Below are 13,286 nucleotides of genomic sequence, written 5' to 3'. Positions count from 1 at the left end.
GGTTTGGGCAGATAAGCATCCATGCCCGCTTCAAAACAGTGAGCAATGTCTTCATCAAGGACACTGGCTGTCAGGGCGATAATCGGTATGTTGGCTATACCGTTTCTCTCCTTCCCACTGGCGAATCCGGCGTGTGGCAGTAAATCCATCCATCACCGGCATCATGCAATCCATCAGAATGGCGGCAAACCTTCCCCCCTGGGTAATGGCATCCACAGCTTCCTGACCATTGCTGACAATCACATAGCTCAGGCCGGCCTTCTCCAGAAAGAAAGTCGCGATTTTCTGATTCATCAGATTATCTTCCACAATCAGGATACAACTTGAGCTTGGCTCAGCCGCGGGACTCTGTTCAAGTAGCGTACTATCCACGGCTCCCTGTGAACCATCTGATTGATTAACAAGAAGACGTTCAAAACGGGCGCCGAGAAAAGGCAGCGTAACCCAGCCGTCCACGTTATCGACCTGACCGCGACGGGTGAACAGATGATGTTGACAGAAAATAATGCTGGCATGCGGAAAACGTTGCCGTAACAACCCGATATCGCCCTGACTGCGCTGAGTCAGACTTTGACAATAGACCACATGACTGACCGGTTTACTGAATTCCATCGTTGTCAGGTCAGCCACTGTCTGAGCTTCAGCCCACTCGGTTCCCAGGCGCTGGTACTCGCGACGAATCGCTGCAACATATGAGGTGCCATTGGCCACCAGCAGCGAGAACTGCGAGCACTGAACCGGTTCAGGTTGCTCCTCCGGCAGCTCTACAGGAATGGTAAACTCAAATTTACTGCCCAACCCTTTGGTTGAGTTGACCGATAAGGTCCCCCGCATCATTTCTATCAACTGCTGGCAGATCGCCAGGCCCAGCCCCGTGCCACCAAAATGGCGGGTAATGCTGTCATCTTCCTGCGTGAACGGAGCAAAAATGGTCGTCAGTTTGTCTTTCGCTATGCCACGCCCACTGTCCGTAACACTGCAGCGGATTTGCGGCGTATCCTCAGCAAGAAAATTGACTTCAACGTTTATTTCACCATCTTTGGTAAATTTCACCGCATTAGACAGCAGGTTCATCAGGATCTGCTTCACCCTGAATTCATCTGCGACGACCAACAAAGGCAAGGCAGGATCGAGCTGTATAGACAGTTCATCGTGTTGCGTCACAGCACGCAGATTCACCAAGTTCACCGTGTCATACACCAGCTCAGCAAAGTTAAACGGGTTAGGGGTGAGCGTCAGACTCCCGGCCTCAATCTTGGACAAATCGAGGATATCATTCAGCAATATCAGCAGCGCCTGAGAAGAACTGTCAATGTCGGATAAAATATCTTGCTGGTTAGCCGTCAACCCTGACGTTTCCCAACACTTCAGTCATACCAATAATACCGTTGAGCGGAGTACGGATTTCATGGGACATGTTCGCCAGAAAGGAACTTTTCGCCCGGTTAGCGGCAACCGCTTCTTCTTTGGCCTGAATCAGAGAAGCTTCATGCACTTGAACTTCTTCAATGATGTGATTGAGATTGGTGGCAAAGTCGGAGAACTCGTCATTGCCATCAATCTCAATCAGCTGAACCTGATCCCGTTTGTCCTGCATCCGCCACATCGTATCGAGGATACGATTCAGCTTGGTAGAAATACGATAGAAGGTTCCGAGCCCAAGGAACAGCAGCAGCATAAACACCAGAAATACCACCACGCTGACCAGAATGATACGCTGCTGATCCTGCTGAGAGCGATGAGCGATCTGCCCGGCGAGATGATCGGAGAAACCGACAAACAGCTTCTGGATTGATGTCTGGCGATTATCCAGTGTTTGTACATAACCGGCCAGCTCTGCCGGGGAGACATCCTGCTGCAGAATTTTTTCCCGCACTAATGCCCCTTGTCTGAAGTCCTGCTGCGCAAACAGTTTGACTATCTGTTCCAGCTGCACTGAACTGGCCCCGGAGTCGATAAAGCGCTCCAGATACAATTGTTCATTCTCAGCAATACGTAAGTATTGCCCGACCTGCTGCTTGTTCAGAGTTTCAGACTGCGCTAAATCGCGTAAAAACCAGGCTTCACGTTGCATCCAGTACAGAAACCAACTGAGTTCATCATAAATGGTGTCTAAATGATGGATCTCTGCCGGAGCGTCGTGATTACTGGTTTTCTGAATTTCGAGGTTGAGCTCATAAATTAAGTCAAAAGCCCAGGTACCATATTGCCTGACATCGTCGAATGAGGCCGTGCGGACTTCCTGTGCCAGACTTCTCAGCTCTGCAATATTATTGCGAATTAACAAATCGGAATTTTCCGCAACCAGCCGGGTCACTGAAGGAGCAAAAAATTCATTCAGTTGATTCAGCTCAGACTCCAGCTGTTCAATATAGAAATCCAGCGGATCATCGTTCAGCCGGCGACTTAATATGTGATAAAACGAGTGAGTGGCATTGGCAACGTAGTTGAGCGCAGTCACTTTCTGGGTCGAACTTTGATAAGACAATAACTGGGACTGAAACTGACTAAATAACGTCCACGTTCCCCAAGCTATTACCAACATAGGTAATAAGCACAAAAGCACCAATCGCGCTTTTATTGAGAAGCGATTAACAATAAACATTGCCGCACCTTGATAACGAGAAGACCTAGCCTACAGTTAAACATAGTCACTCTTCACTGCGTTTGCGCCGATAATTTCAATAAAGTTGAGTCAGTTAGGTCAAGGAAAGACATTTTAGTGAAGCGAATCCGATTTCTTCTGTCGTGTTGTTTGCTGCTATGCAGTGCCACCGCACTTGCCGAGAGCTATGCAATCGTCACGCTGAATAACGCCCTCCCAAAGCTGAAAGGCAGCCAGGTCAAAATGATCTATCGCGGTCATGTCAGCCATATCGATAATTTCAATCTTGTATTGCTTGATCTGACTCAAGGCTCAGCTCTGCGCAATCGCTTTTATTACACCTTACTAGGCAAAAGCCCGGCTCAGATGCAGGCTATCTGGGCCCGTCAGACGTTCTCCGGGCGCAGCCGAGCTCCGTTTGAAGTGGCGGAGAATAACCCGCAGGCTGTGACTAACTGGCTTAATCATAATAAAAATGGCATTGCCTATATTCCTGTTTCCTGGCTTAGGGAAGATCTGTCTGTCCTCTATGTCTTTGATAGTGAGGAACCACTATGAAAACAGCGTCAACACTCCTCGGCTTAATTCTTTTGTCACCCGTAGTCTCAGCACAGATTCACCTTGGTGACAACTTACGACTCAGTGGATTTGGCACATTATCAGCCACTCGCTCAGACAGTGAGGTACCGGTTTTTGTCCATCGTGAGATAGATAATGACTGGTGCTTTGACTGCGATACCACACTAGGCTTACAGCTGGACTGGTTAATCAATGATCGCTGGCGAGCTTCAGTGCAGGCGGTTAAGCGTCCACAGGATCATCTGTCCGATCCGGAGCTGGAATGGGCTTATCTTGAGTCGGCATGGGGAGCATACAGCGCTAAAGTCGGGCGGCTGAGGCTGCCGTTGTTCATGATGTCTGAATACAACTACGTTTCCGTCGCGTATCCGTGGATTCGTCCGGCGCATGATGTCTATGACAGCCTGCTCGGTATCACCCACTATGACGGAGCATCATTTGAATGGAATAAAGCGGTCAGCGACGCGTCGCAATTGCGCCTGTCGACCTTTATGGCCGTCCCCGGTGATAACGATTACCACTTATATGACACCAATTATACCCTGGCTGCCGATGCTGCTTTTGGGCTTACCGCAGACTGGTATCAAGACGAAAACCAGTATCGTCTCGCCTACATCACCAGCGAAGCCAATCTTACTGCCGACAATACGAACATTGACCATTATGATCTCGACCTGATCGCATTCGGCATCAATTACTCACTCGCACGCTATCACGTATTCTCAGAGTTCATTTACGATCGCACACTCTATGCCAACTGGTATGTGGGCATCGCGCGCCAGTTTCGGCCCATGGCAGCCCTATGTGCAGTACGGACAGCGGCGCAAACTCAACCATAATGAATCCTATCTGCTCGGGTTACGCTACAACATTACCGCCAATGTGGCACTTAACGCGGAGTGGCAATACATCACCAGTCAAGAAAATATGATCAATGGTCACTTTACCCGCATCCAGAATCCAATGGATAACATAGAAACCGAGGTACAGGTTTTTTCAGCCGCTATCTCGTTTACTTTTTAAGGGGGTTACACGATATAAATTACAGTTTTATGAAACAAAGACTGCAATAAGATCAAAAAGAGTAGATATGAAACTGAATTATCACAAAATAAGTTATGAGTTTTGTTAAAGTCAATACGCACAAATACCGATCAAGGCAACTAAAATCACTAATTTATGTATAAATATAAGCTTAAAATCTGGCCATTATTTTTACTAGCAGAATAACCCTTCGCCCTTTACACTCTGACCACATAAAAACAACAAGTTCCCCCGATACCAAACACAGTAAAAACTGTGGGTATAAACCGCTTGCGTTTGTCCCCCTACCGGCCAACGTAAAGCTCAACAAAACGTGAAAAGGTCCTGAGTAAAAATGAGTCCAGAGAAACACCTCCAAGACTGGCAGACCAGCCAGACGATTGCTGAATCAATGTCCCCCCTGATTGCTCAGCTTTATCGTAACAAAGGGGTGGAAATCATCCTGTTTGGAAAAACCCTGATTAACGCCGCCACCATCGATATCATCAAAACTCACCGAATTGCTCGTCGCTACACCGGAGAAACATTATCTCTGCAACAGACCATGCCTATTGTTGAACAGTTGAACCAAATGGGGCTGTCTCCTTGTCGTATTGACATCGGTCAGCTGGCACACCAGTTCTGGCAAAAACATAGCGACGTGCACGGCTTGGACGATTTCCTGACAACTGCCCTGCAGGAAACGCTTACCGGTGCTGCGATGAACGAGCCGAAAGATGTCGTTTCTGTACGGTTTTGGCCGCATCGGCCGCCTGTTGGCCCGTTTGCTGATCGAAAAAAGTGGTCCGGGTTATCCGCTGCGTCTGCGTGCGATCGTGGTACGTGGTGGTAAAGAGGGTGACCTGGAAAAACGAGCCAGTCTGCTGCGCCGCGACTCCGTACACGGCCAGTTCAACGGCAGCATCATTATCGACGATGAGAATAAAGCACTGATCGTCAACGGCAACTACATCCAGGTTATCTACGCCAATTCTCCGGCAGACGTTGATTACACCGCCTATGGAATCAGCAACGCTCTGGTGGTTGATAACACAGGTGTATGGCGTGATTCCGAAGGTCTTAGCCAGCATCTTGGCTCACAAGGCGCGGCAAAAGTGCTGCTGACTGCGCCGGGTAAAGGCGACATCAAGAATATCGTATTTGGCGTTAATGAATCGGTCATTGACCCGCAAGATACCATTATCTCTGCGGCCAGCTGCACCACCAATGCCATTACACCAGTGCTGAAAGCAATGAATGACAAGTATGGTGTGGTATCCGGCCATATCGAAACCGTTCACTCATTTACCAACGATCAGAACCTGATTGATAACTTCCACAAAGGCGAGCGTCGTGGCCGCTCAGCATCGCTGAACATGGTACTGACCTCAACCGGGGCAGCAAAAGCCGTGGCTAAAGCCCTGCCGGAGCTGGCGGGTAAACTGACCGGTAACTCTATCCGTGTTCCGACTCCGAACGTATCAATGGCGGTCGCAAATCTGAACCTTGAGAAAGAAACCGACAAAGAGCAATTGAACGCTTATCTGCGTGATGTCGCCCTGAACTCTAAGCTGGCTGCGCAAATTGACTACACTGAGTCGACTGAAATTGTGTCAACGGACCTGGTGGGTTCTCGCTACGCCGGCGTTGTTGACGGCGCGGCAACCATTGCCCAGGGTAACCGCTGTGTACTGTACGTTTGGTACGACAACGAATTTGGCTACAGCTGTCAGGTTGTTCACTGCATGGAACAGATGATGGGTGTGCGCTACAAAACTTACCCTCAAGTGTAGACTGGGGGTCTGCACAACATATTCGTCTCCACAACATAATAACAATTCATCCTGAGGATGACGGTGAGCCGGTAAATACCTCCGGCTTACTCTCCTCTCACGGTATCCCCCGTACTTGCCGCCCTTCCTGATGTGGGCGGCTTTTTTTTATGTCAGCCTCACTGGTTAACCAGCTGTAAAATCTGCTTTTTATTGAGATTTTCCCGTCTAAATTAAGTACCTTGAGTGGCATGATGATAGCCATCCGTATAACATTGAGTATTCGCATTGATGTTTAACCGGACCTTAGCCTGCCATGCCAAATCCACTGTCACCTGCTTTACAACGTTTTAAAAAAGCCCCGCGCTTATTGCGTTATTCAACCTATGCTTTGTCTGCTTACGCCTTCTACGCTGTCACCTTGGGTGCAGTCATCCCGGCGCTGATTGAAGCTAAAGCTCCCGAGCTGTTAAGTGAACAGCTTGGACGCAATGTGAGTGTGCCCAAGGTGAGCATTAACCCTTTCGTGCTCAGAGCACGCATCGAAGGGTTTGTCATTCAGGAAGCCAACGGCAGCGATACGTTTACCCGCTTTGACAAACTCGAGCTTGAATTCAATTTCTGGCAAAGCCTGTTCGCTTTAACGCCGACGGTTGATCACATCACGTTGACCGCGCCGCAGGTTGCGCTGCAACGCATGGTAAGTGACGGTCAAACACGCTTCAATTTCAGTGATATACTCGATACGCTGGCAAACCATGCCAGTGCAGAGCCGGTTGCAGCGGATGCCCCTCAACAGCCAGATGCTGATATTGATACTATCCCGGCTATCCGGGTACAACGTCTGGATATTTCAGACGGTCAGGTCCGTTTTCACGATAAGGTTACTGGTGCCGAGCTCAGCTATGCCGATCTTAACCTCAATCTGAACCATTTCGACAGCCGTGCTGTCAGCCAAACAGTTGCTTCTGACTCTGAATCTGGTCAAGCAGGCACTGTAGTCAATAACCAATATTCACTGATGATTGAAGGGGCAGACCAAGGCCAGTTGGCCCTCAAGGGACAATTCCAGTTAGCACCATTTAACGTCGACGGAATCCTGCAACTGAAATCCGTCACACTTAAGCCATTCTGGCCGTTTACCGCCGACCAGATGCAGGCCGCCGTTACTGACGGAGCAATCAACCTGTCCGCTCAGTTCAGTGCCGGCGAACGAGATGACAGCTTCCACTATCAGGTCACGCAAGGCCAACTCCAGCTCAGACATCTGGTAGTGAGCGATCAAAGCCAGGCTAAAATCAAACTGCCAAGCCTTGATGTGCAAAACGTACGGGTCAGTGGCGATCGTCAACAGGTTGATGTTGATGCGATTAAGCTCAAAGGACTGTGGGTTGAAGGTGAAGTGTCAGCACAAGGTCTGGATCTCGCACAGCTATTTACCTCTAAGAAGACAGCCACTAAAAAGACAGACACTAAGAAGACAGCCGCTTCTCCGCCAGCCCAAAGTGAACCGGTTCAGACCCGCGCGGAACAACAACCGGCCACGGACACCAGCACCACTTCTGCACCCTGGTTGGTCAGACTGGCAGGCTTTGCCATGACGGATACCGATATAAATATTAAAGAAAGTGTGCAGAGCAAAGGCATTTTCTGGCGGATCTATCCGCTTGCTGTCACAACTGGCCCAATCCAAAGTGATCTGGCTAAACCTATCGATTACGACATCGCACTGGCTGTCAGCTCAGGCGACAGTGCTGCCCCGCAGAAAGCGCGCGGAGAGCTCAGCACCAAAGGTAAGGTCGACGCTGCTAAACTCAGCGCAGAAGGTGACCTCTCGGTTAACGGACTGGATTTGACCCAGGTTCAGCCTTACCTGGCGCCGTATGTCAATCTGCATCTCACCAAAGGGCAACTGGCAACTCAGGGCCACTACAGTGCCGATAACCAAGGCCGTGCCACCTACCAAGGCAGCGCCGATATCAGCAATCTGTTGGTCAAAGATACCCTGAATAATCAGCCGCTGGTTAAGTGGCAAAAAATGAACATCAATAGCATGATATTCAATGCTCAGCAGCAGTCATTGAAAATCGATACCATCGCATTTGATGCGCCCTATGCTAAGGTGATGATCGCGAAAGATAAACGCACTAACATTGGCGACATTGTGGTCCAGAGTGACGCTGACAGCCGCTCTGAGCCTGCCAAGTCATCAACGGGCAGTCCAGATCCATCAACGGCAGCTAAGCAGGACTCCTCAGCCTTTGCGGTTGATGTTAAGGCCATTACCTTCAGCAACGGCTCGGCCTATTTTGCTGACAACTCACTGACTCCGAATTTTGCCTCAGGTATTGAGCTGCTGCATGGCTCTGTCCGCAACCTGTCGTCCACACCCGGAACAAAAGCTCAGGTTGATATTGCCGGTAAAATCGACAAATATGCTCCCGTATCACTCAAAGGTGAAATTAACCCATTGATTCCAAATCCTTACCTGGATTTAGACCTGAACTTTAAAAGCGTCGAGCTGACCTCGGTCAACCCTTACTCAGGGACCTACGCCGGTTACTACATCGATAAGGGACAGCTGTCGCTGGCGCTTAATTATCAGCTTGAAGAGAATCAGCTTCAAGGTGACAACCATTTAGTCATCGATCAACTCAAGCTCGGTAAACCAAGCGAATCTAAGCTGGCCACCAGTCTGCCGGTTTCACTGGCGATCGCCATGTTGCAGGACCGAAACGGCGTCATCGATCTTGGCGTTCAGGTTTCAGGAGACGTCAATGATCCGGACTTCAGTTTTGGCAGCATTATTTTCAAAGCCTTGTCCAACATCGTTGTTAAAGCAGTTACTGCACCTTTCTCTCTGCTGGCCAATCTGGTCGGCTCAGACGAAGAAACTTGATCATGTCACCTTTGCCTTGGGAGACGCCTCTCTGAGCACTGATGAGCAACAGCGCCTGGATAAACTGGCACAGGCACTGGCCTCACGTCCGCAACTGACGCTGAGTATTGCCGCAGCCGTAAATAAGCAGGATGACAGTCGCGCGATGGCTGAACTGCGTATCCAACAGCGCATGCTGGAACAGAGCGGACTCAATGCTCTGCCAGCGGATTTCAGCCCGAGTTATATCGCTCAGTCTGAACCTTTGGCGGATGCCGTCACTACACTGGCTGAATCTGACCTCAATCTCAATTTTGGCGATGAACGTGATAAGGTCGTTCAGCAACTCAAGCAAGGGAAAACCGATGCACCGTCTGATGAGCAAGTTGACACGACATTGATGCTGGGCTTGTACAACCAGTTGGTGAACTCGGTCAATATCAGCCGTGACCAGTTAGAGAACCTGGCCGAAGAGCGAGCAAAGTCAATTAAGACCTATCTAGTGGATGAAGCAATGGTTGCGCCGGAACGGGTTTTCCTGCTTGACAGCAAAACCCGGTTGCGTACGGAAGATAACGGCGCAGACCTTACTCTGGATGCCAAATAACAGCAGTAAAAGTTCAGTCATTATTAATAACCATACGCCCCGTTTCATCGGGGCATTTTATTTTATTGCACTCAGTTACCCCTGATTGAAACAAGTCCGGTAATAAGAACAAATACCGAATCATGTTGAAAATAAGTGATTTGACAAACACCTCACTGCTTATTCATAAAGATTAAAAGAGGGTATTGAATACTGTTTAATTACGCTGACAACACTTGAAAAACAACTTAGGTGAGAAAATGGCTTTACATATTGACAGCGTTTCAGTGATATAAGATCATCACGATGCATATTCTATGGCCTGTCAATATTCCAGCAATGACAATTTGTTGACTGACATCCATTGTTAGCCAATATCAGCATAACTCTTCACATAAACAGAGTTCGTAGTGATGGATTTCTTAACTCTATGTTTTCAGCACAAACAAAGTTCGATTCGTTACTGGGCAAGTTAAATAACCAGCCCTTACGACACCAGATTATAATGATCAGCCTTTCCCTGGTCATCTTTGCTATATTCTGCCTCTACAACAGCGAACGGCTGTTCACTCATCTGGGTAAGCAATCAATCGCAGATATCGAAAATGCGCTGGAACAAACCCGCTCAGAAACCAAACACATCTTAAATCAAATCAGCGCCGATCAAAGCTGTACGCAACTCGCGCCACAACTCAGACAAACCGTATTTATGTCTGACTACGCGAAAGAGATTGGCGTTTTCAAAGGCTCACGGACGATATATTGCACCAGTACCGAAGGCAATTCCAAGGTTGAGATATATTCAACCATATTCGATAGAGTTGCCCATTCGCCTACCCATGAAACGCTCGCGTTTACCAGAACCGCCATTACCAAGCAGAATTCGATTTTATATATCTACTCCGACAGTCAACTGAATGGCGTCAGTATGGTGATTCCGCCGCGTTACCTGACCCGGTTGATTAACGGCATCATTAATCAGGAACACCTGATATTCGATATTAAAGTCTACCAGTACCACATTTTAGGCCAGGACCATCAAGACTATATTAAATCTATGGTCTTCAACTCAGACGTTTTTCCACTGCAAGTAGAATTTTACCTGACCGCCGAGACTTATATTAGCTATTTACTCAGTAAGATCTGGGTATTGCTGTGTATTTATTTCTCCCTGCTTTCTTGTTACCTGTACAAACGTAAAATCGTTATTCAGAAGAAAAGCCTGGAAAGCTCCATCCTGCATGCTCTGGAAGCCAAACAGTTCGAAGTCTACTTTCAGCCGATCGTACAGAGTTCTGACCGTTCCGTTGCGGGCTGTGAAGCACTTCTGCGCTGGAACCATCCGACACAGGGCTTTATTCCACCCAATATTTTTATTCCGCTTGCTGAACGACTGGGATTTATCGAACAGCTGACTGACTTTGTGATTGATGAGGCCTGTGCTCTCTATGAGCACCATCCGCAATTAATGCAGGGTAAATATGTCAGCGTCAACATTGCCCGCGAAACTGATGTGTTCAACGGCCTTTACCGATAAGATTATCGCCCGCTGTATTAACCATCCCGCCTTCTCGCAGAACATTGCGTTTGAAATTACTGAAGATGGTGATTTCAGCGACAGTGAACAAAAGATGGTCGAGCGTAATTTCCGTCTGTTAAGCCACTCGGGCATGCGTCTGTTTGTCGACGATTTCGGTACCGGTTATTCTGGCCTCAACTTTGTACGCCAGTTCCATTTCGATACTTTAAAGATTGACCAGGTGTTTGTGAAAAACCTCGGCCATGAGCCCCATTTAAACAACGTGCTGATTTCGATGCTGCAACTGGCCGCGAGCCTGCGAATGCGAGTGATTGTCGAAGGTGTAGAGACTCAGGAACAGCTGGCGATTCTTAATCAACTGGGTGTGGATTATATCCAGGGCTATTTGTTCTCGAAACCGCTGCCGCAAGCTCAATGGCTGGACTACCTGAGCCATTGTGCGGCAAAAGAAGAACAAGAATCAGCCGAGCTCGCTTATTCGCACTAGTCTTACCCGCACTAGCATCGCAATATAAGATTATCATCGGCGTTCATGTTTAATTCATCTTGGCTGAGTTAAGCTGACGACTCATGAATAAAGAGGAGCCACTTATGTCGCGATTTATTGTTACCACACTCACGCTGGTGACCGGTTTTTTTGCCGTGATGTTTGGCCTGTTATTGGCTATTCCGCTGACTCTGGTTGCGATTATTACCGGCAAGCGTATTGAGAAACAGCTCAAACGCCGCCCGTTTTATCAGGCGCAAAACAACGCCAATGTGATTGAAGGCGAATTCGAAGAAGTCACCGGCAAGCAGCGCTAATTGCGCTGCCAGGCTATGTTATCTCAGCGTGCTGATTTACACCGTCAGAAACGACGCGCACCGCCAGAGCAATGAGAACCAGGCCGGACAAACGGTCAATCAACACGGCTCTGGCGCGTAATTTATCGAGTACACGCGGGCTGGAAAGCAGGAAAGTGATAAAGGTGTACCACAAGCCGTCCACAATGAGCGGTGTTGCCACTATTATCGCTTTGCTGCCCGGTTCATTGCCGACCGCAACAAACTGACTGAACAACGCAATGAAAAACAGCGCAATTTTCGGACTCAGTAACGAAATCATCAACCCTTCTTTGGCTGACTGCCAGGCGCTAACCGATTGACCCGATTCCAGTTTGGCCGCCACGCCGCCTTTCGAACGTAATGCATTGAACCCCAGATAAGCCAGATAGAAGGCACCGGCATAGCTGATGGCTTTAAACACCAGCGGCGACTGGTGCAATACCACCGCCAACCCCACAATCGTCAGCAACGCATAGACCCCAATCCCAAATGCATGTGCCCAGGCCGTAGCCAGACCATTTTTTCGACCGCCGGCCAGACTGTGTTTCGCCACCATCGCCAGGCTTGGCCCTGGAGACATCGCGCCTAAAATACAAATGGTAAACAGTGAAAGCCAAACCGTGAAGGTCATATAAAAATTCCTTATCAATATGAATCAGTGGAAAGTATCAGCATCATTACCAACATAAGTGTCGGCATCCGTTCAGGCATAGCGCCAGGTATGCCATCTAACCGCTTGCCAGCACTTAAGGCAATTCAGTCTGCTTAGTGGTGTTAAAAAGCTCTTTCAGCACCGTATGGGTTCTGAGATTGCGCAGTTGCGGATTCTGTTGCAACTCGTCACGAATCGCATTCAGCTGTGCCATGCTTTGCGCTTCGACATAAATCATCAGATCCGTTTCGCCGCTGATCGCATGACACCACTTTACCCCCGGAATCCGATACAGCTGTTCCGCATATTTTTCACAGGAATAAAGATCGGCTGCCATATCAAATTTCAACGCAAAGTAAGCACTGACATTGTTATGCTGTTCGGGATGGGCGATCTGGGCATGATAACCCAGAATAATATTGTCCTGTTCGAGCTTCTTAATTCTGGCTGTCACCGCAGATCGGGACAGACTCACTTCTCGTGCGATATCACTGACTGACATACGCGCATCGCGCTGCAGTAACGCGATGATCTGGTTATCAAATTTATCCATTGTTATTATTTCCGCTTGGGTCGGCCCACAGGCCGCCGCCAACTTATCCCGTTGATTAGTGGTTAATTTGACACAATTTTCGTCATCCGGCCACCCGTTGCTTTTCCCCTTTTGCAAAGTGAACCGTCAAAGTGACTTTGCCGACGCGAAAAACCGTCATTTTGACGGTCAAGCCGAGCGCTTTGTCTGCTGCATCCTGTTGATGAACAGAGTATTCTAGCGGCTTATACCCAAGTGACTTGCCCGGCATTTGCGCAGTTAGGTGAACAGGTT

The 13,286-nt window shown here is 48.6% G+C and carries 10 protein-coding genes and 2 pseudogenes; 8 read left to right on the top strand and 4 right to left on the bottom strand.

The features are described 5' to 3' along the window. Positions 1-54: 54 nt before the first annotated feature. Both ABDK09_00310 and ABDK09_00305 read right to left on the bottom strand, forming a co-directional pair. The gene (locus ABDK09_00310; GenBank protein ID XAW87947.1) at positions 55-1,347 is read right to left on the bottom strand and encodes an ATP-binding protein; all 1,293 of its coding nucleotides are present in this window, start codon (positions 1,345-1,347) and stop codon (positions 55-57) included. Beyond that, positions 1,337-2,545, bottom strand: coding sequence for a histidine kinase dimerization/phospho-acceptor domain-containing protein (locus ABDK09_00305; protein ID XAW87946.1), 1,209 nt, complete (start codon positions 2,543-2,545; stop codon positions 1,337-1,339). The genes ABDK09_00310 and ABDK09_00305 overlap by 11 nt, the downstream gene beginning before the upstream one ends. 177 nt (positions 2,546-2,722) lie before the next feature. Here ABDK09_00305 and ABDK09_00300 point away from each other — a divergent pair, with 177 nt between their 5' ends. From ABDK09_00300 to ABDK09_00265, 8 genes and pseudogenes are all read left to right on the top strand, one after another. Further along, positions 2,723-3,163, top strand: a complete 441-nt coding sequence (locus tag ABDK09_00300) for a hypothetical protein (GenBank protein XAW87945.1) — start codon at positions 2,723-2,725, stop codon at positions 3,161-3,163. Continuing rightward, positions 3,160-4,023, top strand: a complete 864-nt coding sequence (locus ABDK09_00295; protein ID XAW87944.1) for a sulfate ABC transporter permease — start codon at positions 3,160-3,162, stop codon at positions 4,021-4,023. Before ABDK09_00300 ends, ABDK09_00295 begins: the two co-directional genes overlap by 4 nt. After that, positions 3,989-4,207 carry a hypothetical protein gene (locus ABDK09_00290; GenBank protein ID XAW87943.1) on the top strand — a complete coding sequence of 73 codons (219 nt, stop codon included), beginning with the start codon at positions 3,989-3,991 and terminating at the stop codon, positions 4,205-4,207. The genes ABDK09_00295 and ABDK09_00290 overlap by 35 nt, the downstream gene beginning before the upstream one ends. 355 nt (positions 4,208-4,562) lie before the next feature. Next, positions 4,563-6,000 (top strand): annotated as a pseudogene (locus ABDK09_00285) (glyceraldehyde-3-phosphate dehydrogenase). 295 nt (positions 6,001-6,295) lie between these two features. After that, the gene (locus ABDK09_00280; protein ID XAW87942.1) at positions 6,296-8,878 is read left to right on the top strand and encodes a DUF748 domain-containing protein; all 2,583 of its coding nucleotides are present in this window, start codon (positions 6,296-6,298) and stop codon (positions 8,876-8,878) included. 16 nt (positions 8,879-8,894) lie between these two features. Next, positions 8,895-9,464, top strand: a complete 570-nt coding sequence (locus ABDK09_00275; GenBank protein XAW87941.1) for a hypothetical protein — start codon at positions 8,895-8,897, stop codon at positions 9,462-9,464. 409 nt (positions 9,465-9,873) lie between these two features. After that, positions 9,874-11,470: pseudogene (locus tag ABDK09_00270) on the top strand (EAL domain-containing protein). A gap of 104 nt (positions 11,471-11,574) precedes the next feature. Continuing rightward, the gene (locus ABDK09_00265; GenBank protein ID XAW87940.1) at positions 11,575-11,787 is read left to right on the top strand and encodes a hypothetical protein; all 213 of its coding nucleotides are present in this window, start codon (positions 11,575-11,577) and stop codon (positions 11,785-11,787) included. 13 nt (positions 11,788-11,800) lie between these two features. Here ABDK09_00265 and ABDK09_00260 read toward each other — a convergent pair whose 3' ends face one another. Together ABDK09_00260 and ABDK09_00255 are read right to left on the bottom strand one after the other, a co-directional pair. Continuing rightward, positions 11,801-12,439 carry a LysE family translocator gene (locus tag ABDK09_00260; protein ID XAW87939.1) on the bottom strand — a complete coding sequence of 213 codons (639 nt, stop codon included), beginning with the start codon at positions 12,437-12,439 and terminating at the stop codon, positions 11,801-11,803. Between the two features lie 115 nt (positions 12,440-12,554). Next, entirely contained in the window at positions 12,555-13,013 is a 459-nt protein-coding gene (locus ABDK09_00255; protein XAW87938.1) for an Lrp/AsnC family transcriptional regulator, read from the bottom strand. Positions 13,014-13,286 lie beyond the last annotated feature (273 nt).

This window comes from Vibrio sp. CDRSL-10 TSBA, from assembly GCA_039696685.1.
In the GTDB taxonomy this organism is placed as follows: Bacteria; Pseudomonadota; Gammaproteobacteria; order Enterobacterales; family Vibrionaceae; genus Vibrio.
The sequence above is the reverse complement of the archived record's forward strand: the minus strand, read 5'-3'. Positions and strand labels throughout refer to the sequence as shown.

Coding starts and splice junctions, on each gene's coding strand:
- ABDK09_00305 (XAW87946.1), bottom strand. CDS start 2,545: ATGTTGGTAATAGCTTGGGGAACGTGGACGTTATTTAGTCAGTTTCAG.
- ABDK09_00295 (XAW87944.1), top strand. CDS start 3,160: ATGAAAACAGCGTCAACACTCCTCGGCTTAATTCTTTTGTCACCCGTA.
- ABDK09_00280 (XAW87942.1), top strand. CDS start 6,296: ATGCCAAATCCACTGTCACCTGCTTTACAACGTTTTAAAAAAGCCCCG.
- ABDK09_00265 (XAW87940.1), top strand. CDS start 11,575: ATGTCGCGATTTATTGTTACCACACTCACGCTGGTGACCGGTTTTTTT.
- ABDK09_00260 (XAW87939.1), bottom strand. CDS start 12,439: ATGACCTTCACGGTTTGGCTTTCACTGTTTACCATTTGTATTTTAGGC.
- ABDK09_00255 (XAW87938.1), bottom strand. CDS start 13,013: ATGGATAAATTTGATAACCAGATCATCGCGTTACTGCAGCGCGATGCG.